Annotated in this window: 20 protein-coding genes; 7 read left to right on the plus strand and 13 right to left on the minus strand. The window is 71.9% G+C overall.

The annotated features are described in order from the left end of the window. The first annotated feature begins 154 nt into the window (after window positions 1-154). The gene (locus ACZ6EM_RS26000; protein WP_380540777.1) at window positions 155-1,330 is read left to right on the plus strand and encodes a serine/threonine protein kinase; all 1,176 of its coding nucleotides are present in this window, start codon (window positions 155-157) and stop codon (window positions 1,328-1,330) included. A gap of 10 nt (window positions 1,331-1,340) precedes the next feature. Then, a complete protein-coding gene (locus ACZ6EM_RS26005; protein ID WP_465773345.1) occupies window positions 1,341-2,099 on the plus strand; it encodes an HAD family hydrolase in 759 nt (252 codons plus the stop codon). Here ACZ6EM_RS26005 and ACZ6EM_RS26010 read toward each other — a convergent pair. Further along, entirely contained in the window at window positions 2,050-3,501 is a 1,452-nt protein-coding gene (locus tag ACZ6EM_RS26010) for a N,N-dimethylformamidase beta subunit family domain-containing protein (protein ID WP_465773346.1), read from the minus strand. The genes ACZ6EM_RS26005 and ACZ6EM_RS26010 overlap by 50 nt on opposite strands. Before the next feature lie 239 nt (window positions 3,502-3,740). Here ACZ6EM_RS26010 and ACZ6EM_RS26015 point away from each other — a divergent pair, with 239 nt between their 5' ends. Continuing rightward, complete coding sequence (locus ACZ6EM_RS26015; RefSeq protein WP_380540768.1) at window positions 3,741-4,586, plus strand: class I SAM-dependent methyltransferase; 846 nt, start codon at window positions 3,741-3,743, stop codon at window positions 4,584-4,586. 108 nt (window positions 4,587-4,694) lie between these two features. Next, a complete protein-coding gene (locus tag ACZ6EM_RS26020) occupies window positions 4,695-5,480 on the plus strand; it encodes a GNAT family N-acetyltransferase (RefSeq protein ID WP_465773347.1) in 786 nt (261 codons plus the stop codon). Here the strand turns inward: ACZ6EM_RS26020 and ACZ6EM_RS26025 are convergent. From ACZ6EM_RS26025 to ACZ6EM_RS26035, 3 genes are all read right to left on the minus strand, one after another. Then, window positions 5,470-6,585 (minus strand): hypothetical protein, encoded by a 1,116-nt coding sequence (locus tag ACZ6EM_RS26025; RefSeq protein WP_465773348.1) that lies wholly within the window; start codon window positions 6,583-6,585, stop codon window positions 5,470-5,472. The two genes, ACZ6EM_RS26020 and ACZ6EM_RS26025, sit on opposite strands and share 11 nt — an antisense overlap. Window positions 6,586-6,737: 152 nt before the next feature. Beyond that, window positions 6,738-6,986 (minus strand): hypothetical protein, encoded by a 249-nt coding sequence (locus ACZ6EM_RS26030; RefSeq protein WP_465773349.1) that lies wholly within the window; start codon window positions 6,984-6,986, stop codon window positions 6,738-6,740. 420 nt (window positions 6,987-7,406) lie between these two features. Beyond that, window positions 7,407-8,024 carry a TMEM175 family protein gene (locus tag ACZ6EM_RS26035; RefSeq protein ID WP_465773350.1) on the minus strand — a complete coding sequence of 206 codons (618 nt, stop codon included), beginning with the start codon at window positions 8,022-8,024 and terminating at the stop codon, window positions 7,407-7,409. A gap of 631 nt (window positions 8,025-8,655) precedes the next feature. On the opposite strand from ACZ6EM_RS26035, the gene ACZ6EM_RS26040 reads away from it, so the two are divergent. Together ACZ6EM_RS26040 and ACZ6EM_RS26045 are read left to right on the plus strand one after the other, a co-directional pair. Further along, window positions 8,656-9,123, plus strand: coding sequence for a hypothetical protein (locus tag ACZ6EM_RS26040; RefSeq protein WP_401049362.1), 468 nt, complete (start codon window positions 8,656-8,658; stop codon window positions 9,121-9,123). 9 nt (window positions 9,124-9,132) lie between these two features. Continuing rightward, on the plus strand, window positions 9,133-10,287 hold the full coding sequence (locus ACZ6EM_RS26045) for a S1 family peptidase (protein ID WP_465773351.1): 1,155 nt from the start codon (window positions 9,133-9,135) through the stop codon (window positions 10,285-10,287). Window positions 10,288-10,644: 357 nt separating this feature from the next. Here the strand turns inward: ACZ6EM_RS26045 and ACZ6EM_RS26050 are convergent, their stop codons facing one another. After that, complete coding sequence (locus tag ACZ6EM_RS26050) at window positions 10,645-11,931, minus strand: hypothetical protein (protein ID WP_465773352.1); 1,287 nt, start codon at window positions 11,929-11,931, stop codon at window positions 10,645-10,647. 258 nt (window positions 11,932-12,189) lie between these two features. Between ACZ6EM_RS26050 and ACZ6EM_RS26055 the strand changes: the two genes are divergently transcribed. Next, window positions 12,190-13,314, plus strand: a complete 1,125-nt coding sequence (locus ACZ6EM_RS26055; RefSeq protein ID WP_465773353.1) for a hypothetical protein — start codon at window positions 12,190-12,192, stop codon at window positions 13,312-13,314. Window positions 13,315-13,395: 81 nt separating this feature from the next. On the opposite strand, the gene ACZ6EM_RS26060 is transcribed toward ACZ6EM_RS26055, so the two are convergent. The 8 genes from ACZ6EM_RS26060 to ACZ6EM_RS26095 form a co-directional block, all read right to left on the minus strand. After that, window positions 13,396-15,081 (minus strand): ABC transporter family substrate-binding protein, encoded by a 1,686-nt coding sequence (locus ACZ6EM_RS26060; protein WP_465773354.1) that lies wholly within the window; start codon window positions 15,079-15,081, stop codon window positions 13,396-13,398. 64 nt (window positions 15,082-15,145) lie between these two features. Further along, window positions 15,146-17,326 (minus strand): dipeptide ABC transporter ATP-binding protein, encoded by a 2,181-nt coding sequence (locus ACZ6EM_RS26065; protein ID WP_465773355.1) that lies wholly within the window; start codon window positions 17,324-17,326, stop codon window positions 15,146-15,148. Beyond that, window positions 17,323-18,183, minus strand: a complete 861-nt coding sequence (locus tag ACZ6EM_RS26070) for an ABC transporter permease (RefSeq protein WP_452177365.1) — start codon at window positions 18,181-18,183, stop codon at window positions 17,323-17,325. Before ACZ6EM_RS26070 ends, ACZ6EM_RS26065 begins: the two co-directional genes overlap by 4 nt. A 139-nt stretch (window positions 18,184-18,322) precedes the next feature. Further along, window positions 18,323-19,306, minus strand: coding sequence for an ABC transporter permease (locus tag ACZ6EM_RS26075; protein ID WP_401054395.1), 984 nt, complete (start codon window positions 19,304-19,306; stop codon window positions 18,323-18,325). 342 nt (window positions 19,307-19,648) lie between these two features. After that, on the minus strand, window positions 19,649-20,353 hold the full coding sequence (locus ACZ6EM_RS26080) for a TfuA-like protein (RefSeq protein WP_401055939.1): 705 nt from the start codon (window positions 20,351-20,353) through the stop codon (window positions 19,649-19,651). Further along, window positions 20,344-21,543 carry a YcaO-like family protein gene (locus ACZ6EM_RS26085; protein ID WP_452177357.1) on the minus strand — a complete coding sequence of 400 codons (1,200 nt, stop codon included), beginning with the start codon at window positions 21,541-21,543 and terminating at the stop codon, window positions 20,344-20,346. The genes ACZ6EM_RS26080 and ACZ6EM_RS26085 overlap by 10 nt, the downstream gene beginning before the upstream one ends. 107 nt (window positions 21,544-21,650) lie before the next feature. Further along, entirely contained in the window at window positions 21,651-22,496 is an 846-nt protein-coding gene (locus tag ACZ6EM_RS26090) for a hypothetical protein (RefSeq protein WP_452177358.1), read from the minus strand. Continuing rightward, window positions 22,493-23,350, minus strand: a complete 858-nt coding sequence (locus ACZ6EM_RS26095) for a JmjC domain-containing protein (protein ID WP_452177359.1) — start codon at window positions 23,348-23,350, stop codon at window positions 22,493-22,495. Before ACZ6EM_RS26095 ends, ACZ6EM_RS26090 begins: the two co-directional genes overlap by 4 nt. Window positions 23,351-23,390 lie beyond the last annotated feature (40 nt).

Consider the following 23,390-nt stretch of genomic DNA (forward strand, 5'->3'; position numbering starts at 1 on the left):
CGTCCGATCACCCCGCGGCGCGGAGGCACGGACATTCGGCCGGAAGATGACGTTCGGTGTCCCGTGGCGGGCGCAACGCCTTGACTCCTCCCGGGTGGCCCCCGCAGGTTGGGCCTCTGCGTCACCCACGCGACCCCCATCGAAGGGCTTGTACGTGACCGAGCAGACGACGACCGCGCCCGATGCGACCCCCGACACCACCGAACGGCCGGTGCGGGTCAACGCCTGGAACGGCTGGGACCCCCTGCGTCATGTGATCGTCGGGCGCGCCGAGGGCACCGTGGTCCAGGCCCCCGAGCACGCGGTCCGCCGGGACTACCCCGACGACGGCTTCCCCCTGGGAACCCACGGCCCGATGCCCGCCGACATGGTCGCCGAGGCCGAGCAGCAGCTCGACGACTTCGCCGAACTGCTGCGCCGCCGCGGCATCCGCGTCGACCGCCCCACCCCCGTCGACTTCACCCAGCAGGTCGGCACCCCCGACTGGACCCAGGACTCCATGTTCGGCTGCATGCCGCCCCGGGACCTGCTGCTGACCGTCGGCAACGAGGTCCTGGAAGCGACCATGTCCTACCGCAGCCGCTGGCACGAGTACCTGTGCTACCGGCCCGTGCTGCAGGGCCTGTTCGAGGCCGACGAGCGCATGCGCTGGGAGGCCGCCCCGAAACCCCGGCTCACCGACGCCTCGTACCACACCGAGTTCTGGGACACCTACAACGACCTGTCCACCGAGGAACAGCTGGCCCGGGTCCGCGACTACGACCTGGTGCTGACCGAGGCCGAGCCGCTGTTCGACGCCGCCGACGTCGCCCGCTTCGGCAAGGACCTGTTCGTCCAACTGTCCTTCGTCACCAACCGCAGCGGCTACCAGTGGCTCAAGCGCCACTTCCCCGACCACCGGGTGCACGCCGTGACCTCCACCAACACCCACCCGCTGCACATCGACGCCACCTGGGTGCCGCTGCGCCCCGGCCTGGTGCTGCACTGCGGCGAGCGGCTCGCGGACGCCGAGTTGATGGAGTTCTTCCGGCTCAACGACTGGGAGATCGTCGAGGCGGTGCAGCCCGCGAGCTGGGACCACCCGCCGAAGCTGTCGTTCTGCAGCCCGTGGCTCGCCGGGAACATGCTGAACCTCGACGAGAACACCCTGTGCATCGAGGAGAACGAGGTCCGGCTGGCGGAGCAACTCTCCTCGTACGGCTTCGAGATCGTCCCGGTGCCGTTCCGGGCGGTCGGGCCGTTCGGCGGCGGGCTGCACTGCGCGACCGTCGACATCGAGCGGGACGGCGAACTCCAGGACTACTTCCCGCGCCGGTACGGCCGGTACTGAGGCCGGGCGGGTGCCGAACGTGTTGCCGCCGCAGGTCCGTGCCGTCGTCTTCGACTTCTACGGGACGCTGGTGCGGATGGTCGAGCCGCTGCCGCCCGACCACCGCGGAATCTTCGAACGCCGGGGCCTCGCCGCCCAGGGCGCCCGCTGGGGCGACCAGTGGGCGGTGGGCCCCGGCGAGGGCGAGCAGCACGTGGCCCACTCGGTCGGTGAAACCGCCTACCACCGCTGGGAGGTGGACCGGCTGCTGCGCAGGGCTCGGGCCTGCGGGGTGCCGGAGCGCGAACTCGACGACCTGGTCGAGGAGATCGACCGGGCCATGAAGGCCGTCACGCTGGAGCTCTTCGAGGACGCCCGCCCCGTCCTCGGGGAGCTCCGCGACCGGGGCCTGCTGGTGGGCATCTGCTCCAACTGGTTCTGGAACCTGGAGGACTGCGTCGAGGAGGTCGGCCTCGGCGCGGTGGTCGACGTGGTCGTCGGCTCCGCCCGGGCGGGGGCGCGCAAGCCGCACCCGCTGATCTACCGGGCCCTGCTGGAGCGGTGCGGGCTGCGGGCCGGGGAGGTGCTGTTCGTCGGGGACATGTGGGCGCCCGACGTCCTCGGACCGCTCGCCGCCGGGATGCGGCCCGTCCACCTGTGCCGGCCGGACCCGGCGGTGCGCGGAGCCGAACCGCCCCTGCCGGCCGGGGCGGCCCGGATCCGCGGACTGCGGGACCTGCTCAGGGGCGCGCCGCGCGGTGCCGCAGCCGGTCCAGGAGGTTGCGGGTGACCCGCACGACGCCGGCGTCCTGCTCCCTCCCGCAGACCACCGGCCAGTCGGTGGTGCCCGCGGTGAACACGGTGCCGCCGGCGGTGTGCACGCCCATGGTCGCGGCCCGGGGGCTGGTGAGGCCCGGCTCCCGGACCGGGCCGTTCCAGTGGCCCCACGTGAAGTGGTGGAAGTCCTCGTGGACCGGATCGAGGACGTGGATCCCGAGGATGAGGAAGGAGGCGGGAGTGCCGTCCTCGCCGGTCGCCCGGGCCACGCCCCGGGCGTCCCGGGCGTAGGCGGCGCCGTCGCACTCGTACCCGATCAGCGCGGTGCCCGCGCCGAGCCGGTCGGGCACGCCGCCGTCGGACCCGTCGCGCAGCCCGGTGCCGGCGAACAGCCAGTGGTCGGCGTGCTGGACGGTGTACCCCTCGCGCGGACGGTCCCCGGGCCATTCGGTGCTCGGCCACATCCCGCCGTTGCGGAAACTCACCCCGGTGAGGGAGTTCTCGGGGCGGCCCGCGCCGTCGGGCGGCGCCGGCCACCACTGGTCGGTCGCCGGCAGGTGCGGATACTCGTCCCCCACGTGGTGGTCGGTGTCGGAGACGAAGGCGGTGTTCCCGTCGGTCGTATGAATGCGCCACCAGCACGTGTTGGCACTGAGGAAGGCGATGTTCCCGCCGTCGTGGACGAATCGCTCGGCGTGGGCGCGCATCGCCTCGCTCCAGTATTCGTCATGGCCGACGCTCAGCAGCAGATCGTACGAGGAGAGAAGTTCCTGGTCCTCGTGGAGGTCGAGATCCGTACAGAATTCGACCGGGTAGTCGTTGCGCTCCAGCCAGGCGATGAACGGGGCGTCCCAGTAGGCGAGGTCGATGACTCCGCCGGGCCGGTGCAGGCTCACCTTGTGCCCGCGGGGAGCGGCGTCCGCCAGGTACACGGGGTGGTCGTAGAGGCTGACGGCGCGTTCCTCGTCCGGCCGGTCGGAGCGGTTGTAGGCGTGCCGGGTGAAGGTCGACTTCTTGTAGAGGATGCGGGACCGGCTGCCGGCCCGCCGGGGCCGCACCACGAAGAACTCGCGGGCGGGGCCCTCGACGCTGCCCGCGTCCAGCGGCGGCAGGCCCTCGCCGCCCTCCTCGACGAACTGGACCAGGTACATCCCCGGAGTCCAGTGGGCGGGCACCGGCAGGGCGAGCGGCGGCCAGCCCCAGCCGTGCGCGGGCGAGGCCCGGCCGGGCACGCCGTCGGGGTGCGGGGGCGGCAGGTGGAGCGAACCGGGGTACCAGCCGGTCTCCGCCACCAGGTCCAGGTCCGCGCCCAGCCGGTAGAACCTCAGCCGGAACCGGGCGGCGTCGGTGGAGACGTGAACCGTCAGCTCTCCCCCCGAGGTGACGCTCTCCCGCCCGACATATCCCTCTATCATTCCGCCTCCCCAGCAGAACGATCGGCCCTCGAATGGGTATTCCGGCCGATTCGGCAAGCCATGGTAGGGGGTGCGGGAATTCCGGGCAACGGGTCCGTGAACCGGTCAATTCGGAGCCGCCTTTCGGACAGCGGACCGGGCAGGCCGCGTTCTTCCGGCCGAACGGGGTAGGGCGAAATCCAGCCGCACCGACCGGCTACCGCGAATCCGTCACCTCCGGTCATCGACAAGGGGCTCTCATGAGCAGTGAATTCCGGGTACGGGAACTCGTCCTGGGAATCGAAGGGCTGGCACTTCTGCGCCACGCCGTGGACGGGGACGAGACGTTCCTGCGGGAACGCGTCGAGGACATCCGGCGCTTCGCGTCGGGTGACGGGCGGCTGCCGGACGGCGGCGCCGACGTCAGCGAACTCGACGCCGCCGAGGGCTACGCCTCCTGGTCGGCGGTGTACGACTCGCTGCCCAGCTCCTACATCGAGGTCGAGGAGCCCGTGCTGCACGGGATCCTCGACACCCTCCCCACGGGCACCGCCCTCGACGCCGCCTGCGGCACCGGTCGCCAGACCGGCGCCCTCGTCTCCCGCGGGCACCGCACCATCGGCGTGGACCAGTCGCCCGAGATGCTGGCCAGAGCCCGCGAGCGCGCCCCCGAGGCCGAGTACCGGCTCGGGCACCTGGAAAAGCTGCCGCTCGACGACGACTCGGTCGATCTCGCGGTCTGCTCGCTGGCCATGACCCACCTGCCGGACCTCGCGGCGGGAGTGTCCGAGCTGGCCCGGGTGGTCCGGCCGGGCGGGCGGATCCTCGTCTCGGACATGCACCCGTTCGTCATCGCCCTGCAGGGGCAGTGCCTCTTCGTGCACGGCTCCGACCGGCTCGCCTTCATCCGCAACCACGTCCACCTCCCCGGGCGGTACCTGGAGGCGTTCACCGGAGCGGGGCTGCGGGTGCGGGCCTGCCACGAACCGCTCTTCAACGGACGCCTCGCGCCCGGCGGTTACGAGGAGTTCATCGCGGACGCGGCACGGGCGGCCTGGGACGGGCTGCCGATCGTCATCGTCTGGGACGTCGAAGTTCCCGCGTAGGTCCGGTGGGTTCCGGTGGGTTCCGGTGGGGCCCGTAGGTCCCGCAGATCCCGCAGCTCCCGCAGATCCCGCAGGCCCGTAGGTTCACGAGGAGAGGAGAACGGTCCGATGGCCCTGGTCGTGGTGACCCACGCGGAGCGCCCCGAACTGTGGGACCGCATGCCGGAACGGTTCGCCGGCATCGTGCCCGAGTACAACCTGCACGGAGACGTCAACGACGCCTACTGGAACCGGCTGTTCGAGGAGTTCCCCGACTACCAGTTCGTCCTGTACGACGACGTGCGCGAGGTGGTGGCCGGCGCCGGACGCTCGCTGCCGCGCACCTGGGACGGCACGGCCGCCGACCTCGGCCCCGGCCTGGACGACTCCATCGCCCGGGCGTTCGCGGACCGCGCGGCGGGCCGGACCGCCGGCGCCCTGTGCGCGCTGGGCATCGAGGTCGCGGAGGACTACCAGCGCAAGGGATTCTCCACCGTGCTCCTCGACGCGATGCGCCAAGTGGCGCGGCGGGCCGCCGTGGAGACGGTGCTGGTACCGGTGCGGCCCACCTGGAAGGACCGGTACCCGCTGGTGCCGATCGAACGGTACGCGGGCTGGCGGCGCGCGGACGGGGCCCCGCTCGACCCGTGGATCCGCACCCAGGTGGGCGCCGGCGGCACGATCGCCGGAGCCTCGGAACAGTCGTCGCGGATCACCGGGACGGTGGCCGAATGGGAACGCTGGACCGGCCTCGCCTTCCCGGAGGACGGCGACTACGTCTTCCCGGGAGGCCTCTCCACGCTGCGGATCGAGCGTGCACGGGACCTCGGCTCGTACTGGGAGCCCGGGGTGTGGATCACCCACCCGGTCGCGGCGGAGGACGTGCCGGGCGTCAGGCCCGTGGTCACGCCGTAGGTAGCCGCTCCCCGGCCCTGACGGCGGTCCAGGCGAAGGCGGACATGAGCCGCACCTCGTCCGGACCGGCCTCGGGGCGGCGCTCGGGCGGCAGACCGGCGGGGCCGACGGTGGCCACCGCCGCCTCCCGCAGCCGGGCGAGGGCGGCCGGCGGGACGTCGCCGGGGTGTCCGGGGTGTCCGGGGTCGCCGGGGTCGCCGGACAGCCGGCGGGCGGCCTCGGCCGCCTGCCGGCCGAGCAGGAGGCAGTGGATCCACAGCTCCTCGGCGAAGCTCCGGCCGAACCGCCGCGCCACCTCCGACGCCAGGTCCTCCGGCATGTCCGCCGCCACCGCATCGCGCACGGCCCGCTCCGGGATGCCGGTCGCCGGCAGGGCGTCGAGCCAGCGGTGGTGACCCCGTCCGCCGTCCGGGCCGTGCTCCTGGCCGACCAGCCGGACGTAGCCCTCGCCGTACCGCATGTACGGGATCCACCCCGGCTCCTCCAGGACGCGGCCCCGCTCCAGCAGCGGTGCGGCGTCGGCGGCGTCCACGGGGCAGACGGCGAGCCGGATCCCCTGGGTGGCATGGCCGTTGATGCTGCTGGTGCCGATGTGCTCCACCACGTTGGGCACGGCGATCAGACTCATCCGGCCGCGCTCGCGGAAGAAGACCGAGAAGAGCTCGTCGTCGTGGCGTTCGGCGCTGCCGGTGGCGAACCGGCGGAAGTCCTCCACCGTGTCGAGCGGCAGACAGACGGCGAGGGACGGCGTGAACTCGTCCGGCACCGCCCGCACCCAGGAGGCTCCGGCGAGCGCGGCGAGCCGGGCGGCACCGCCGTTGCGCGCGTGCCAGTTGGTGTAGAACACCAGGGCCTCGTCGGGGAACCGGGTGGCCGCGCGGCCGACGAGCGCCACCATGTTCTCCGGGGCGGAGACGTCGTCCTGGACGACGAGGTGATGGCTCCCCCCGGAGTCCGCCGCCGCCCAGGCGACCAGGGCCGTCCGGAGCGCCGACGGCGGGCCGTCCGGCTCCGGATCGAGCGCCAGGCCGTCCAGCCCGAGCCGCTCGGCCAGCTCGCGGGCCTGAACCAGGCGTACCGGGTGGGTCATGACCGCCGAACTCACGCGCACCGTCGGTACCACAGCTCTCCCTCGCTCCGGGGTCCTCGCGTCATGGTGGCAGGAGCCGCCCACGGCGGAAAGACCGCGACGCGACCTCGGCCGGTTTCCACAGGGTCGGGGCCGGGAGCGGGACCGGGGCCGGGCCGGGGCCGGGGTCAGGGCCCGTGGCGACCCCTCCAGTGCGAGGTCGCGCGAGGCTCGGCGTCCGTCCGGTAGGGGAGGTCGGCCTGCTGCGGCGGCCCGTCGCCGTCGTCCACCGACGGGCCCGCGGGCCGTCGCCGCGGTACGGCCAGGGCGAGGAGGGACAGCCAGCCGACCGCGAGGAGCCCGTCCAGGCACAGGGCGGGCACGAGCGGCGTCCGCCCGTCGACGTGCACGGCCACCACCGCACCGGATCCGATCACGGCGGCAACCCCAACAACCAGACAGCGTACGGCCCTTCGCATCCCGCCTCCCATGTCGACCGGTCCTGCGGCAGCGAACCCGGCTGCTCGGGAGGAACAGTGAACGGCAGCCCGGGGCCTGCTGTGACGACGTATTCAGGACAGATTGGAGTAGACCAATAGTGATCACACGAACCATGTCGGCGCGTCACGCGCGAGACCGGTGAACCCGGCGGGGGCGACGCTCCGAGAACGCTCCGATGCCGTCCGGCGTCGGCCTTTCGTTGGACTTCGGTAGCAGCAGGAAGCTCTGCGGGCCGCCCGGCGATCTGTGCCCGGCCCTGGCCCTCTGCCGGACCGACCCACGACAGCCGTCAACCCGACACCATGTCGACTCGACCGGCCGGTTTGGCGACCGGCCGTGCCGTCGCCGACCGTTTCTCATCGACGGCCCCGGGCGGCTTCGCGTCTTACGAGCGCGATCTTGACGGGGACCAGGGACGTCCAGGTCCAGATCGCGGCCGACGGTGAGGCAAAAGCGATCGGTACCGTCGCCCCGAAGACCACGATGTTCGTACCCAGGTCCGTGGCGATCTTCCGGCGGACACGCTCGTCGGAGGGACCGGCCCGCTCCGGGCTGCGCCGGATCGAAAGGAGCAGCGCGAGTTGCAGCAGGTCGATGACGATGATGGTGCCCGCGTAGACGGCGACGGCCAGGGACTGCGAGGCGTACTCGGACAGCATCGTGGTGGGGAAGGGAAGCAGCGCGATGACGCCCAGCCCGACGAGTGCGAGCCGTACGGACATCGTGCTCAGCGGCCCGGCGAGTCGGAGGATCCGGCGGTGGTCGCGCCAGACGCCGGCAAGGATGGCGAAGCTCAACCCGTAGGCGCCGATGTTGGGCAGCAACCCGTGCACCATGCGGCGGAAGCCGGCCGCGTCCAGTCCCGGAGTCACATGAATGTCGAGCACCAGCAGCGTCATGGCGATGGCGAAGATGCCGTCCGACAGAGCGACCAGCCGGTGCAGGCCTGTCTCGTCCACCTCACTGCTGCTCATGGCGAACAGGATGATCGATGACTGCGGGGATGGCCTCCATTACGCCCACAGCGGGCACGCCGGGCCCGGGCGTTCCGAGGAGCCGGAGGCGGCCAGGCTCTTCGACCAGGTGCTGGACGAGCTCGATCTGCCGGCGGACGCCCCCACGGAGGAACGCGCGATCCGTTGGGAGCTTGCCCCCGCTACAGCGAGGTCGCGGCCGTGGACCGGGCGTGGACCGGGCGTGGCCGCAGACGGTTACCGCGAGCCCCCGGCCTGTCCCCACCCCGTGCGGACAGGCCCTCGCACGTCTCGGCCGCCGGCGGTGCGGACGTGGACACCTTCACGAGGCCTCGACCGAAGCCCGCCGGCGGAAGGCCGGGGCATGGGCCTTGTCCGGACGGCGGTAGACATGGAAAGTGGCTTGGGGCCGCTTCTCCGTCCCCACGAACCGGATGGCCCGACTTTCCGACTTCCCGCTCCGCGAAGGGCCCAGGCAAGGCAGGCTACGTGCACACCATGGTGACGACCGGACAACAACAGGGCGTCCGGGGCCCGGTGGCGCAGGGGACAACAGGGCGACCAGGGCTCGAACGGCCGACGTCCTCGCGCGGAGGCGGGTCCGGCTGCTGCGGCATGCGAGGAGGGGCTTGTGCCTGGAACCGAGAGTACGAGTGACGAGGCGGGCGGGGGAACGAGGGATGCGGCGGCGGGCGCGTCGCTCGCCGGGACCGCGCTCGTCGTCGCGGTCACCGTCATCGCGCTGTGGCTCGGGCTCCTCGCCTGGCTGGCCTTCAACGCCGAAGCGAGCGACGTCACCTGGTCACGTCTGCTCGTCGTCCTCGGGTCCGTGGAGGCGGTCGCGTTCGCGGCCGTCGGCGCCTTGTTCGGTACGACGATGCAGCGGCAGCGGGTGGCGGACCTGACGGCCCGGACCGAGGCCGCCGAGGCCCGCGCGGACGCCAACGCGACAGCGGCCCTCAACGGCCACAGGCTGGCGGCGGCGGTCCAGGCGACCCGCACCCCCGGCGGCGGGCCGGACACGGAACAACTGTCGGCCGAAGGCCGATCCGGCAAGGATCCCCTGCTCGAACTGGCCGACCGGCTGTTCCCGCACTGAGGCGTCACCGTGGACACCATCGGAAGGCTGGTGCGCGACGGCGAGCCCGTCGGGACCGCGTTCGTGCTCACCGCCGACGGGCTCGCCGCGACCGCCGCGCATGTCCTCGCGCCGCACCCGACCGCGCAATGGACCTTCGAGCCGATCACCGCGCCCGGAATCTCGCTCCCCGTCGACTGCTCGCCGCCCTCGGACAGCGCGACCGACGTGGCGCTGATCCAGGTACGCGAAGCCGACGACTGGAAGCCGATGACGCTCGCCTCGCACACGCGCGCCACCCCCGGCGACCCGGTCCACCTCCGCGGATTCACCGTGTCCCGCGACTACGACTCCGGCGTCGGCCACTACGTCGGCACCACGGCGCAAAACGGCCGGGAATGGGTGAAAGTGAGCTGCCGACACGCCCAGCCGGGCATGAGCGGCGCACCCGTGCTGCTCACCGGGACGGGCAGCGTCATCGGCATCGTGTCGGCGCGCCTCAACGCGGGCAACTGGAACCGCGACACCGTGCTGCTCGCCCCGGCCGAGCGACTCGTCGCGCTCGCCCCCGAGCGTCTGGGTCTCGCCGCGCCGGCCCGTCGCTTCACCGACGGCATCCTCCGGTTGTCGTGGCTGCGCGAGGGCACGAAGGAACTCCTCCTGGAAACCGACGACTTCAACGTCTCGTTCGGCCGCAACGCCCACAACCGGGTGTACCTGCCGGACCGGCGCGACAGCCGCTTCCACGGTCATCTCGCCCTGATCGGCACGACCTTGACCTACCGGCACCTGGGCTCCCACCCCGCGTTCCGCGACTACCTGATCACTGTGGTGCGCAAACGAGACCGGCGCCCCTCACCGGCCGCCCCGCAGGACGGCGCCCGACGGAGCACGTACACGTACCTCCTGCAGATCCTCGCCGCCAACGGCGCCTGGAGCCTGATCCTCGACCCGCACACCGGCAAGCCCGCCGACGGCGTCCTCGGCGCCGTCTCGGCACCCGCCGAGCTGCTGCCCGGCATCGCCCAGGACGTCATCGACCGATTCGGCGGCATGCCGCACCGCCGCCGTGTCGTGTTCTTCGAGGGAGACCGGACACAGCAGAAGCTCACCACGGACGACGTGTACGGCATCGTCATGGAAGGCGACGCATCCGTCCGCCCCTACTCCGACGGTCTCGGCTGAGCCGCGCGGCCGGGCCCGCCGGGGCGATCCCGGCCCCTCAACACCGACCTGGAATGGAGCGTCGCAATAACCACTAACTCGCTGTTCTCGCTGCGCTCGGTCATCTGCTTGGTCCTGGAAGCCGATGTCGAGGCGCTGCAGGTCCGGTGGCGGCAGGCCGTCGCGACGCCGGGTGGGCCGAAGGGACGTCGGAGGCCGTACGTGCTGCTGCCCGGTGAACGGTGCGGCGAGGTGGCCATGGCCGCCGGGCTGGTGCGCAGTGCCAGGCCGTGACAGCCGGCCGGGACCGCGGGAACGGGGGTGTCCCGGGTCCCGGTGATCGCTGCCCGTTTCCGGGAAGGGACGTCCGGAGCTCACTCAAAGGGTCCGGCGTCGCCGGTTGTCCTGCTCGCGCTTGCGTTTGGCTTGTTTGGGGGTCAGCAGACCGGCCTGGACCTTCCGCCTGAGCTCGGCGTTGCGAGTCGCGCGGTCGACGTCGTGCTTGACGTCGGAGTCCGCGCGTTGTTTCGGCAGGACTGTGGTCTGCCACGTTCCGTCCGCGAGCGCGGCCATCACCTGGCGCCGAAGCTCGGACCAGCGCTGATGGTTGTTCCGCCAGGTCGGATCGAGGGTGCGGCTACCGAACTCCTCACCGTACGGGTCGAGGGAGCGGCGGACGAAGGCGCACTCGCCCGGGTGCCGGCGGGCGAGTTCGGCCTGGACCTCGGGTTCGATGCCGGCCCACGGCTCCTTGCGCTTGAGGTCCCATCGGGCGACTTCCTTGGACAGCCTCCGGACGGTGCGCTCGTACTCGGCCAGGCGCTGGAGCACGGCGACGAAGAACCGTCGGTTGTTCAGGGTCCGCATGGCCTCGGCGTGCCCCAGCACATACAGATCGATCTCGAGGTCGCCCAACGCGCGTGCGGAGACGGCGTGGGCCCGGGGCGTGCACTCCTCCAGCAGTTCCAGCAGGGCCTGGTGCCAGCGGCGCAGCAGAAGGGGGTGCCGCAGCAGGGTGTTGCGGGCATCCTGCTGGTTGATGTCACGGGCCACCGTGCTGCGGAAGGGCTCCCACGGCGCCTTGATCAGCATGGAGACCGCGGTGGTGAGCGGGGCGTCGATCGCTCCACTCGCGGCGGCCATCTCGATTGCGTGCAGGCCGTCCCTGGCGTCCGGCGGTTTGGGAACGTGCGCGGCGATTCCGGCCCTTCCGCAGAGGGCCTCCCTGATCAGGTCGCCTTCCTCGGTGAAGTGCCGGCGCAGCCACCGCTGGGCGACGTGGACGGCGTCGAGGTGGTCACGGACATCCTCGCGGGAGCGGTGAACCTCCAGCCTGTAGTCGTTGGCCAGACCGCGTGCTTCGGCCAGGGCCCGGCGGACCCACCGCAGCCGGTTCTCGTTCGCCTCGACCCGAGGGTCCCGCTGGTACGAGAGCCGCTCCACGGCGATCTGGAGCTCACCCTCGGCGAACAACAGTGCGTCCACCCAGTCCAGGTGCATCTCCAGCGACCGCAGCCACGCTCTGGTGCTGCGCCGGACGGGAGGGCGCGTGGCGTCGGCGATCGCCGTCCGCACGAGCACCTCGAAGTCCGACTCTGCGGCCTCGGCGACGACACTGGTCGGTAGACGTCCGCAGTCCGCGACGGACAGGCCCCTCGATTCCACACGGCCACCCTTCTGCACCACACCACCGTCTGCGGCTCTTCGGCAGGAACTCTAGAACACGCCTATGACACCCAGTCACCGAATTGTGACAGTGCGGCGCGAAGCATTGCCTGCTCGGTGCCGCCGGCGGCGAGAGGTCCTGATGGCAGGCTTCCTGGGTGCGGGCCCGGCCGGCCGCCCCTCGCGACTCGGACGTGCGGGGCCCGGCCGTTGCCCTGCGGCGGGGTCCAGGGCCCGGGCCGCGACTAGGCTGAGTGGGTGACTCTTCAGCCGCCTCGTCCTCTCACGGCCGCAGCCGCGCGGGCCCTCCACCGCCTGCACGGTGCCGACATCTCCGCCGGCATGGGCGAGCGGGAGCTGGACGCCGTGGAGGCACGGTTCGGTTTCCGGTTCGCTGCCGACCACCGGGTCTTCCTGGGGGCGGGGCTTCCGCTGGGGGAGGGCTGGCCCGACTGGCGCGACGGCGATCCGGCCGTGCTGCGGGAGCGCCTCGACCGGCCGGTCGAGGGCACGCTCTTCGACGTCCGTCACAACGGCTTCTGGCACCCGGTGTGGGGCGAGCGGCCGCAGGAGGCCGAGGCCGCGGTGAGGATCGCGCGGTCCTTCCTGGCCGATGTCCCCCAGCTCGTCCCGGTCTTCGGCCACCGCTACCTGCCGGGGATTCCCGGACAGGTCGGACACCCGGTCCTGTCGGTCCACCAGACCGACATCATCCTCTACGGGGCCGACCTCACCGACTACCTCCGCCACGAGTTCGCCGGCCTGCCCGGGCAGTTGGACTCCGCCCGCGCCACTGTCGCTTTCTGGTCCCACGTCCTCGCGGAGAACAACGGCACCCCGCGTCCGGCCCTCTGCACGACGCCGTACGACCCCTGCGCCCGCACCTCGCGGGAGGCGCTCGCCGACCTGCGGATGCTGGCTCTCGAACGCTTCCTGGGACGCCACGTCAGCGCGGATCAGCTGATCCGGGCCGGCCTGGTGGCGCTCGTTCTGGATGTCGACACACCCTCGCTGCGGTTGCTCGCCGGGCTCGGGCGTTCCGAGGAGCCGGAGGCGGCCAGGCTCTTCGACCAGGTGATGGACGAGCTCGATCTGCTGGCGGACGCCCCCACGGAGGAACGCGAGATCCGCTGGGAGCTCGCCCGCTGGTGGCTCACCCTGATCGTGAAGGGCAGCATGCACCCGGCCATCGGTGCCGACCTCCTGGGCCACGAGGTGTGGTCACCGCTCGGCCACCCCGACACGCTGCAGCCGATCGTCAGCGAGGGCATCCAGTACGAGGATTGGAGCCCCGCCGTCGCCGAATCAAAGGAGGCCATCGTCGCGAGGATCGTCGCCGAGGCCGCACGACTGCTCGCCGGTCCCTGGCCACCAGCCCTCTGACGTCCGCTCCGTCCGTACGCAGGCGCCCCGGCGAGCGGACCGCCGCGCCGGCGAGTCGGCCCGCGTACCGCTGCCGGCGTGCTACTTCTGCCAGCCGATGGTCTCGGGCAGCGGGCTGTGGAAGATGGTGGCACCGACGTTGGCGAGGCCCTTGCGGATGCCGTAGGTGGAGGGGCCGCTGTAGAGCGGCAGGAAGGCGTACTGCTGGAGGGCCTTCTGCTCGACCTTGTTGGCGGCGGCGATCTGCTGGCCGAGGTCGGCGATCTCTCCGGTGGCGCGGATCTCCTTGTCCAGCTCGGGGGTGCCGGAGCCGGTGATGTTGGAGTCACGGTCCGAGCAGTAGAAGTCGCACAGGTACCGCGCGCCGAAGGGGTCCGTCGAGCGGTTGCCGGAGATGAACAGGTCGAAGCGGCGGTCGCTGAGCACCTTGGAGAAGTCGTTCTCGGAGACCTTGTTGACGTCCACCTTCACGCCGACGGCCTTGAGCATCGCGGTGAACGCTCCGGCGGTGGCCTTCTCGATGGGGCCGTCGCCGAGCAGGGTGTAGCCGAGTTCGAGCTGCTTGCCGTCCTTGGCGCGGATGCCGTCGGCCCCGGGCTGCCAGCCGGCCGCGTCCAGGGTCTTCCGGGCCTCCTCCGGGTCGTACTTCAGCACGGTGGCGACGTTGTCCTGGTAGCCCTGCTGGAAGCTGTAGAGCACTGCCGAGCCGGGCAGCGGCTCGGTGTAGTCGAGGCCCTGGAAGCGGATCTTCGCTATCTGCGTGCGGTCGATGCTCTCCTGCACCGCCTTGCGGACCTGGACGTCGCCGAGGAGCGGGGACTTGGTGTTGAGGTACAGCGCGTACTCGAAGGGACTGCCGCCGCTGCGGATCCCGGCGTCCTTGACCGTCTTCACCTGCTTGAGGTTCTCGGCAGTTCCGACGGGGGCGTAGTCGATTTCGCCGTTCTTGAAGGCGTTGATCGAGGCGGCGCTCTCCAGGTTGACGTAGACGCGCTTGTCGAGCTTGCCGGTCCGGCCCCACCAGGTGGGGTTGCGTACGAAGGTGATGTTGCCGGAGTGGTCGTCCCAGGTGCCCACGGTGTACGGTCCGGTGCCCCATTCGGGGTGGGCCGTCTTGACGTACGCCTTGTTGAAGTTGTCGACGGTGGCGGCCTGGGGGTGCAGGAAGGTGGTGAACAGCGCGGACCAGGAGGCGTTGACGCCCTTGAAGGCGATGACCGCCTGCTTGTCGTCCGCGCCCCGGGTGACGGAGGTGATGCGGTCGTAGCCGTCGGTGGAGGAGGCCGCGTAGTCCTTGTCCGAGCCGTTGTTGGCCTTCCAGGTGGCCTCGATGGCCCGCCAGTCGATCGGGGTGCCGTCGTTGAACACGGCCTTGGGGTTGAGGGTGATGACGACCTTCTGGTCGCCGCCCTCGACGGTGACCTTCACGTCGCTGTAGTAGTCCGGGTTGTACTGGACCTCGCCGGTGGGCGAGTAGGTGATGGCGTCGGCGTTGTACCAGGACCAGATCCGCAGCGCGTTCAGGGTGCCGTTGACGTTGAAGGGGTTGCCCTGCTCGTCGAAGGTCCCCGCGGTGGTGTAGGTGCCGCCGTCCTTGATGTTCTCGTACGGCTGGGGGTTGTAGTCGGTGACCGAGGACGCGACCTGGGCGGTGTTCTTGGCGTCCTGACCGGGGGCGCCGCCGGAGGAGGACGAGGAGGAGCACGCGGTGGCGGCGACCGAGACGGCCGCGGCGAGCGCGAGGGGCAGGGCGAGCTTGCGACGCATGGGATGTCCTTGGTGGGAATCGGTGGGAAGGGAAGAGAAGAGAAGGGAAGGGAAGGCGCTGGTGTCAGACCGCGTGGCAGGCGTACTGGTGGTCGGAGCCGTCCGGGGTGCCGACGGTCGCCGGCCGTTCGGTGCGGCAGCGCGTCCGTACGCCCTCGTCGGCCTCCCGGTGGAGCGGGCAGCGGTCGACGAACACGCAGCCCTGCGGCAGCCGGGCGGCGCTGGGCTGCTCGCCCGCGAGGACGATGCGCTCGCGGTGGCGCTCGCGTTCCGGGTCGGGGACCGGGATCGCCGACAGCAGGGCCTTCGTGTACGGGTGCCGGGGCCGGGCGAAGATCTCCTCGGTGGCGCCGGATTCGACGACGTGTCCGAGGTACATCACCGCGATGCGGTCGGAGAAGTAGCGCACCACGGCCAGGTCGTGCGCCACCACCAGGTAGGCCAGGCCCAGTTCGCGCTTCAGCCGGGCGAGCAGGTTGATGATCTCGGCTTGTACGGAGACGTCCAGGGCGGACAGCGGCTCGTCCAGGACCAGCAGCCTCGGCTCGCGGGCCAGGGCGCGGGCGATGCCGACGCGCTGGCGCTGGCCGCCGGACAGGGCGGCGGGGAAGCGGTCGCCCATGGCGCGGTCCAGACCCACCAGGTCGAGGAGCCGGGTGACCCGGGAGCGGATGGCCGTCCGGTCGGCGCCGGCGGCCTGGAGCGGTTCGGCCAGCAGGTCGAAGACGGTCAGCCGGGGGTCCAGGGCGTCCGTCGGATCCTGGAGGACGATCTGGACCTCGCGCCGCAGCTCGCGCACCTGGGCGGCCGACCGCAGCGTGGCGACGTCGGTGCCGGCCACTTCGATGCGGCCGCCCTCGGGGGCGCGCAGCCGCAGCACCTCGCGCAGCGTGGTGGTCTTTCCGCTGCCGGACTCCCCGACCAGGCCCAGGGTTTCGCCCGCGCGCAGTTCGAAGCTGACGTGGTTGACCGCGTGCAGGGTCCCCACTCGGCGCTTGAGCAGGGCCCCCTTGGTGACGGGGAAGGTCTTGACCAGGTCCTCGACGCGCAGGACCACGTCGCCGGCCGTCCGCTCTCCGGACGCGGCCGGTGGCACGGGGGCGGCCGCCCCGACCGGGTCGAGGCTTCCGTCGGCGATCTCCTGCGCGCGGTGGCAGGCGGCGCGCCCGGGCTGCCCGGCCGGTGCGGTCAGGTTCGGCGTGGTCAGGTTCGGCGTGGTCGAGTCCGGCGCGGTCAGGTCCGGTTCGGTGGTCCGGCACACGTCCAGGGCCACCGCGCAGCGCGGCGCGAAGGGGCAGCCGCCGGGCAGGCCGACCAGGGACGGCGGCTCTCCGCCGACCGGGACCAGGGGCCGTTGGACACCGCCGTCCACGGTCGGGACGCTGGCCAGCAGTCGGGCGGTGTAGGGCATCGTCGGACGGCGGAAGAGCTCGTCGACGCTCGCGTGCTCGACGATCCGTCCGGCGTACATGACGGCGACGTCGTCGGCGTGGCCGGCCACCACGCCCAGGTCGTGGGTGATCAGGACGAGACCGGCACCGGTCTCGCGCTGGGCCAGGCGCAGCACGTCGAGGATCTGGGCCTGGACGGTGACGTCGAGCGCCGTGGTGGGCTCGTCGGCGACGAGCACCGAGGGTTTGTTGGCGATGGCCAGCGCGATGACGACGCGTTGGCGCATGCCGCCGGAGAACTCGTGCGGGAACGCTTTGGCGCGTTCGCGCGGGTCGGGGATGCCGACCAGGTCGAGCAGTTCCACCGCCTGCTCCCAGGCGTCCTTCCTGGACAGCTCCCGGTGCACGCGCAGGGCCTCGGAGAGCAGCCGGCCGACGCTGAAGATGGGCGTGAGCGCGGACATCGGGTCCTGGAAGACCATGCCGATGTCCTTGCCGCGCACCCGGGAGAGTTCCTTGTCGTCCATGGCGGCCAGGTCGCGGCCGCCCAGCAGGATCCGGCCGCCGAGCCGCGTGGTGGGCGGCAGCAGGCCCATGACGGCGAGGGCGGTGGCGGACTTGCCGGAGCCGGATTCGCCGACGATGCCCAGGGTGCGCCCGGGCAGGAGGTCGAAGTCGACGCCGCGCACGGCCTCCACCGGTCCGGCCTCGGAGGGAAAGGAGACCCGCAGGTCGCGTACGGACAGGACGGGTGCGGGCCTGGTGAGGCCGCTGAGACCGCTGAGGCCAGTGGGGTCGGTGAGGCCGGTGGGTCCGGCCGTGGGCCCGGTGCGGTGGGCGGGTGCGAGGGTCATCGTCGGCCTCCGGCCGCGCCGGTGGTGGACGTGGGGTCGAGGGCGTCGCGCAGACCGTCGCCGACGAAGGTCATCGAGACGGTGAGCAGTACGGTCAGCCCGGCGGGGAAGGCGAAGAGCCAGGGGGCGCTGGTGATGGTGCCCGCGCCGTCGGCGAGCATCGTGCCCAGCGACACGTCGGGGGTCTGGACGCCGAAGCCGAGGAAGGACAGGGCGGTCTCGCTGAGCACGGTGGAGACCACGCCCAGGGTGAGGTTGACGATGAGCAGGGAGCCCAGGTTGGGGATGATGTGGCGCACCACGATGCGCAGGGGGCGTACGCCCATGTACTCCGCGGCGCGCACGTAGTCGCGTTCGCGCAGGGACGTCGACACCGACCAGACCACCCGGGCGGTGGACATCCAGCCGAACACCGTCAGGACGAGGACGAGGACCCGCCAGTCGCCGGCGAGCCGGTGCGAGACCAGGGCGAGGATCAGGAAGGAGGGCACGATCAGCAGGAAGTGGATGAGGGCGAGGGTGGCCTTCTCCACCCGGCCCCCGAAGTAGGCGGCGCCCGCGCCCACGACCGCGGCGATGGCGACGGTCAGCAGGGAGACGGTCACCGCGATCACCAGCGAGCGCTGGAGGCCGTGCACGGCGGCGGCGTAGACGTCGTTGCCGCCCTGGTTGGTGCCGAACCAGTGCTCGGCGCCGGGGGACTGGGTCAGGGCCGAGAAGTCGGTGTCCGCGTAGCCGTACGGGGTGAACAGGTCGCCGAGCGCGCTGAACAGCACGAGCAGCAGGAAGATCACCACGCCGGCGACGGCGGTCCGGTTGCGCAGGAAGCGCCGCAGGTAGAGGCGGCGCCGTCCCAGGTAGCGACCGTCGTGCCGGTCGTGCACGCCTCGCCCGTCCCGCCCGTCCTGTTCGGTGAGCAGCGGACCGGTGGCCGACCCGGGGTCGGTGGCCGGGACGCCTTCGGCGGTCGCGTCGGGACTCACAGGGGTGCCCATCTCAGCTCACCCGCACCCTCGGGTCGAGAAGAACGGTGGCGATGTCCGCGAGGATCGCGCCGACCGCGGTCAGGGCGGCGGCGAAGGCGGCGGTCGCCACGGTGCCGTGCACGTCGTTCTTGCTGATGGTCTGGATGAAGTACTGGCCCATGCCGTTCCAGCCGAAGATCGTCTCCGTGAGGACCGCGCCGGTGAAGACGGCCGGGATGCTGAAGGCCACGGACTGGGCGGTGGGGATCAGAGCGGTGCGCAGGGCGTGCCGGCGGATCGCCTGGGCGCGGGTGAGCCCGGTGGCCCGGGCGGTGCGCACGAAGTCGGAGCCGATGACGTCCAGCAGCAGGGAGCGCTGGGTGAGGTGGTAGCCCACGTACCCCGTCAGGGTGAGCGTCAGCGTCGGCAGGATCAGGTGCAGCAGCCGGTCGCCGATCGTCGCCCAGAACCCTTCCACGTCGGGCGAGTTCTCCCCCGCGACGTACAGGAAGTGCCAACCCGCCTGTTCGTTCAGCCGGATGGCCAGCAGCACCAGGGCGAGGGCGGCGATGGACACCGGGACGTTGAAGAGCGCCATGGACAGGGCCTGGGCGGCCCGGTCCCGCCAGCCGTACTGGCGCGAGGCGGTGTGGACCGCGAGCGCGACACCGACGACGACGGACAGGACCGTCGCGCCGATCACCAGTTCGGCGCTGACCAGGGAGCGGTAGCCGATCTCCCCGTTCACCCGGACCCCGACGGGGGAGCGGCCCCAGTCGAAGCGCAGGACCACCCCGGTCAGCCAGTCCCACCAGCGGTGGAGCAGCGGCTCGTGCGGGTCGAGGTTGTAGGGGGCCAGGGCCCGGGAGATCTGCTCCTCGGTGCGGACCGGGCGCAGCTCCTTGAAGTTCGAACGCGGGTCGAGGAACCAACTGGCCAGGAAATACGTGGCGTTGGTGGCCACGGCGATCACCAGGAACCAGCCCGCCGCCCTGCGTGTCACGTACCGGAGCACGGACGGCACCTCCCCACCGGATGCGGCGGGTGCGGCTGGGGAGCGCCGGGTCTGGGGGAACTGGGCATGCGGATGGAACTTCCTCGATCCAAGGGGTGGCTGCACGACCGTGCAGAAGCCAGTCTGTGTGCGAGCGACAGGTGGCACCAGGGATCAGGGCATGTGGACACGAAGACGAAACGCCCCCGCAGCACGCGGAGGTGTTCGCGTCACAATTCGTTGAATTCGCAGGTGGGAGAGGCCACAGTGGCTGCCGGGTCCCGGAGGTGTGCGCGGCCCCGGGGGCCGGGACCGGGGCCGGGGCCGGGCCGGTGTCAGGTGTCAGGTGTCAGGTGTCAGGTGTCAGGTGTGGGCGGGGAAGCGGGCGAGGGCGTGCAGTTCGGCCTCGACGGCTTCGATGCCGTCGAGCCGCTTGCGGTCCCAGTCGGGGATCGTGTCGGGTTCCAACTGCCGTGCCAGCAGATCCGAGGCGTCGGCGGGCAGGGCGCGCCGGAAGGCGTTGGCGAGCGCCTCGGGGATTCGGGCGCGGTAGTTCACGCGTCGGGCGGCCTCCAGGGCGGTCGCGGCGGTCGCGGTGTCCAGCTCGCCGCGTTCGACCAGGTGCTGCAGCAGCCACCGCACGTTGATGAGCGGCACGGTGAGGGCTTCGCTGGTGACCGGGTCCATCAGCAGGGAGACCTCGGCGTCGGCCTCGACGTGCCCGGCGAGGTACTGCTCGCAGACCCATCCGTGCTGGATCATGCCGAGCGTGCGGCATTCCACGGCGCGCAGTGCGCCCATGGACGAGGCACCGGCGAGGTAGAGGCCGCGTCCGAGGTACTCGCGGATCTCGGTGACGGAGACCGAGAGGTTCTGGCCGAACTCCCCGTCCAGGATCAGGGCGCGGTTGTTCCACTTGCCCTCGACCGGGGTCCGCAGCAGGTCGCCGCGGATGATCGGTGGCCGCACGGCCAGGTCGATCCCGAGGGAGTCGGCGGTTCCGCACAGCTGTCGCGTGTCCCGGGGCAGTAGGGAACTGCCTGCGTACACCGTCAGTGTCACCGCCATGCCGCCGTCCAATCCGGTCGTTCCGCCGTGCGGGCCTTGAGCAGGCGCACGCCGGCCCGCAGGTGGTCGACGTGGGTGAACTCGCTGCCCGGTACGACGACCTTGACGATGGAGAAGGGAAGGCCCTCGGGGGCCAGGCTGGTGCGCAGGACGAGGTGCAGGCCGTGCTCCCCGAGCATGTCGAGCAGGAACGCCAGGTCGACCGCGTTGTCGCCGGAGCCGCGGTCGGGGATCGCGTGGAACGGCAGCCACGGCCGGCCCTCGCTCCAGGCGTGGAGGTAGTCGCGCAGTTCGTCGTACGAGGCGTGGCGCCGGTACGCCTGGCCCTCCAGGTCCTCGCGCGCCCCGGCGATCACGATGAGGCGGGACTGCGCGGCCTCGGTGAGCGCCCGCATCAGGGCGATCTCCGGGTTGAGGTGGCAGCCCGCTCCTCCGGTGAAGAGCATGCCGTCGCGGGAGTGGGTGTCGTCGGTGGTGACGAGGAAGGTGGGGACGGGCAGGGCGCCGGTGTAGGCGTGGACGGTGACGCTGATCGAGGCCCGCTCGAAGCGCTCGACGAGTTCCCGGTGCGCGTCGGGGAGGGTGTCGAGCGGCACGAGGTGGCCGAGACCGAGCTTCTCGCCGAAGGCCGTGCTGTCGTGTTCGATGACCTCGTACAGCGCCTGCACGGTGGCGTCGACGGGGTCGTTGCCCGCGGCCAGGCCGATGGTGTTGGAGGACATCAGTCCGCCCTCGTGGGGGAAGGGCGTGAAGACGGCGACCGCGGGCACCGCGATGTCGACGTCGTTGCGCAGGCAGTGCATCGGCCACCAGGTGGTGGGTGTCTGCGGCGTCCAGTGGTGGCCGCGGCGGGGGACGAGCCGCCGGGGGTCGAGCGTCGGCATCCGCTCGCTCATGACCTCGTACGGTAGCGGCGGTTCGGGGCGGCCGTCCGGTTCGCAGTAGCGACGTTCGATGGCCTCCATCATCGCCGAGACCCGGGCCCCCTGACGGGTGTAGCCCTTCCCGCTGGTGACGGTGTTGAGTCCGGGGGCGGCCAGCGGGCGCACGGAGTGGTAGACCGGGATGCCGAGGACGTCCAGGTCGGTCACGTCGCCGACCCGGGTGACACCGACCCGTTCCAACAGCGACTGCGCCAGCCACTCGACCTCGTCGAGGGAACGGCTGCGCAGGGCGAGGCTCTGGTCCACGGGAGATCCTCCGGTTGGGCCCGCTGGTCGGGGGCGTCCGGCGTCCGGCGGCCGACGCGGGGCTTTCGTCGCGGCCGGGGGCCCCGGGCCGTCGGTGGTCGGGCCCGTCAAGGGCGGCCGGCGGCGAGGCGCAGCAGGTCGGCCGGGTCCATGGCGGCGAAGTGTCCGGCGAGTTCGCCGAGCACCCAGTCCGCTTTCCGGTCGACGGGCATCAGGTGGTGGCTCCGGTGGGTCTCCTGCTGCTCCACGTGGGCGGAGCCGGCCCGCCGCAGGGCCTTGACGATCTCGGCCGTGGCCGGCGGCCGTTCGGCGAGGACGAGCAGCAGGCAGTCCCCGCTGTCGCCGGCGAGGGCGCCTCGGGTGGTGCCGGCCGGAACGTACACGGCGGTGCGGGCCGCGGCCTCCAGCGGCGCGGAGTCCGCCTCGCCGGCGTGCCAGGCGACGCTGCCGGAGCACACGAGGACGACGGCGTCCACGGTCGCCTCGGCGTACGCCACCGGGGATCCGGCCGCCGCGAGGTAGGCGGTCGCCTCGATGTGCCGGCCGAGCACCGCGCGGACGGTTTCGAGGGCAGGTCGTGCGGGTGCCAGCCAGTCGGTGACGGACGGCAGCCGCAGGACGGCGCCGGCCCGGTACTGCCCGGTGACGTTGCGGTGGTGGACGAAGCCGGTGACCTTGTGGTTCTGGACCCTGCGAGCCGTGAAGACCTCGGTGGCCGGCAGCCGGGCGCCGCCCCGGTAGACCTCCAGGTAGGGGTGGGCGAGCAGGCCGCAGTCGATCGTGCCGAGCACGTCGGCGGCGGTCGGCAGCGCCATGCCGTCGGACAGCGCGATGCCGCCGAACAGGCCCGTGCCGTCGGACAGGGCCGTGCGGGCGGTCGGGCCGTCGCGGCGTTCGGCGAGCCAGCCGGCGAGGCCGGTGTCGACGTCGGCGTGGGGTTCGGTCCGCGTCATCGTGATCCGTCCCGCAGGCGTGCGGTGGTGAGGGCCCGGTCGACGAGCGTGGCGCTGTCGACGCCGGAGGCGAAGTCCTTGAGGTCGGCCAGCAGCGCGGCGGCCCGGGCGAGCGCTGAGGTGGCGTCACGGCCGGCCCCGGCGGGGCGGCCGGAGGCGATCCACGCGTCGATGTACGCCTGCACCAGTGCCGACGGCGAGGGCTCGGTGAGCGTGAAGGTCACGTGCAGGGAGGCGCGGTCGATCGCGGTGGCGGCGTGCCCGGTGCCGTGCGGCAGGTAGAGGAGGTCGCCGGGTTCGAGGACGACGACCTGCTCCTCGGAGGTGTCCACATCCAGCCCGGCACTGGCCTCCGGGGGCGCGTCGTACAGGTGCCATTCCTTGGCGCCTTCGAGCTGGACGGCGACGACGCGGGAGCCGTCGCGGTGCGGGAGCATGCCGCGCTTGCCCGCCGGCGTGTAGAAGAGGAACGCCTTCGACTCGGCGGGGAAGACCGCGTTGAGCGCGTCGTTGACGTCCCGGAGGAAGGGGTGCCAGTCCTCGACCTGGTTGAGCTTGAGGGTGGCGCCGTCCGCGAGTTGTCGGCCCACTCCGACGGGGTCGATGAACCCGTCGACGCGGCTGCCGGCGACCTCGCGGGTCGCCAGGACCTCGCTGTCGGAGGGCGCCAGGCCCTCCTGGAGGACGGAGAAGTAGGGGCGGCGCAGCAGGCTGCCGTCGATCAGCGCGAGGATGTCGCTGATGCGCGGCAGCCCGTCGAGGGCGACCGCGTCGCGCAGGACCAGGGTTTCACTCCCGTGGTACGCCGTGCGCAGGTCGCTGCCGTCCTCCAGCAGATCAGTCAGCGTGCTCACCGGCACCGGTGGCTCTCCCGTCACGAGTTGACACCGTGGC

It is taken from the genome of Kitasatospora sp. NPDC041917 (assembly GCF_055589745.1).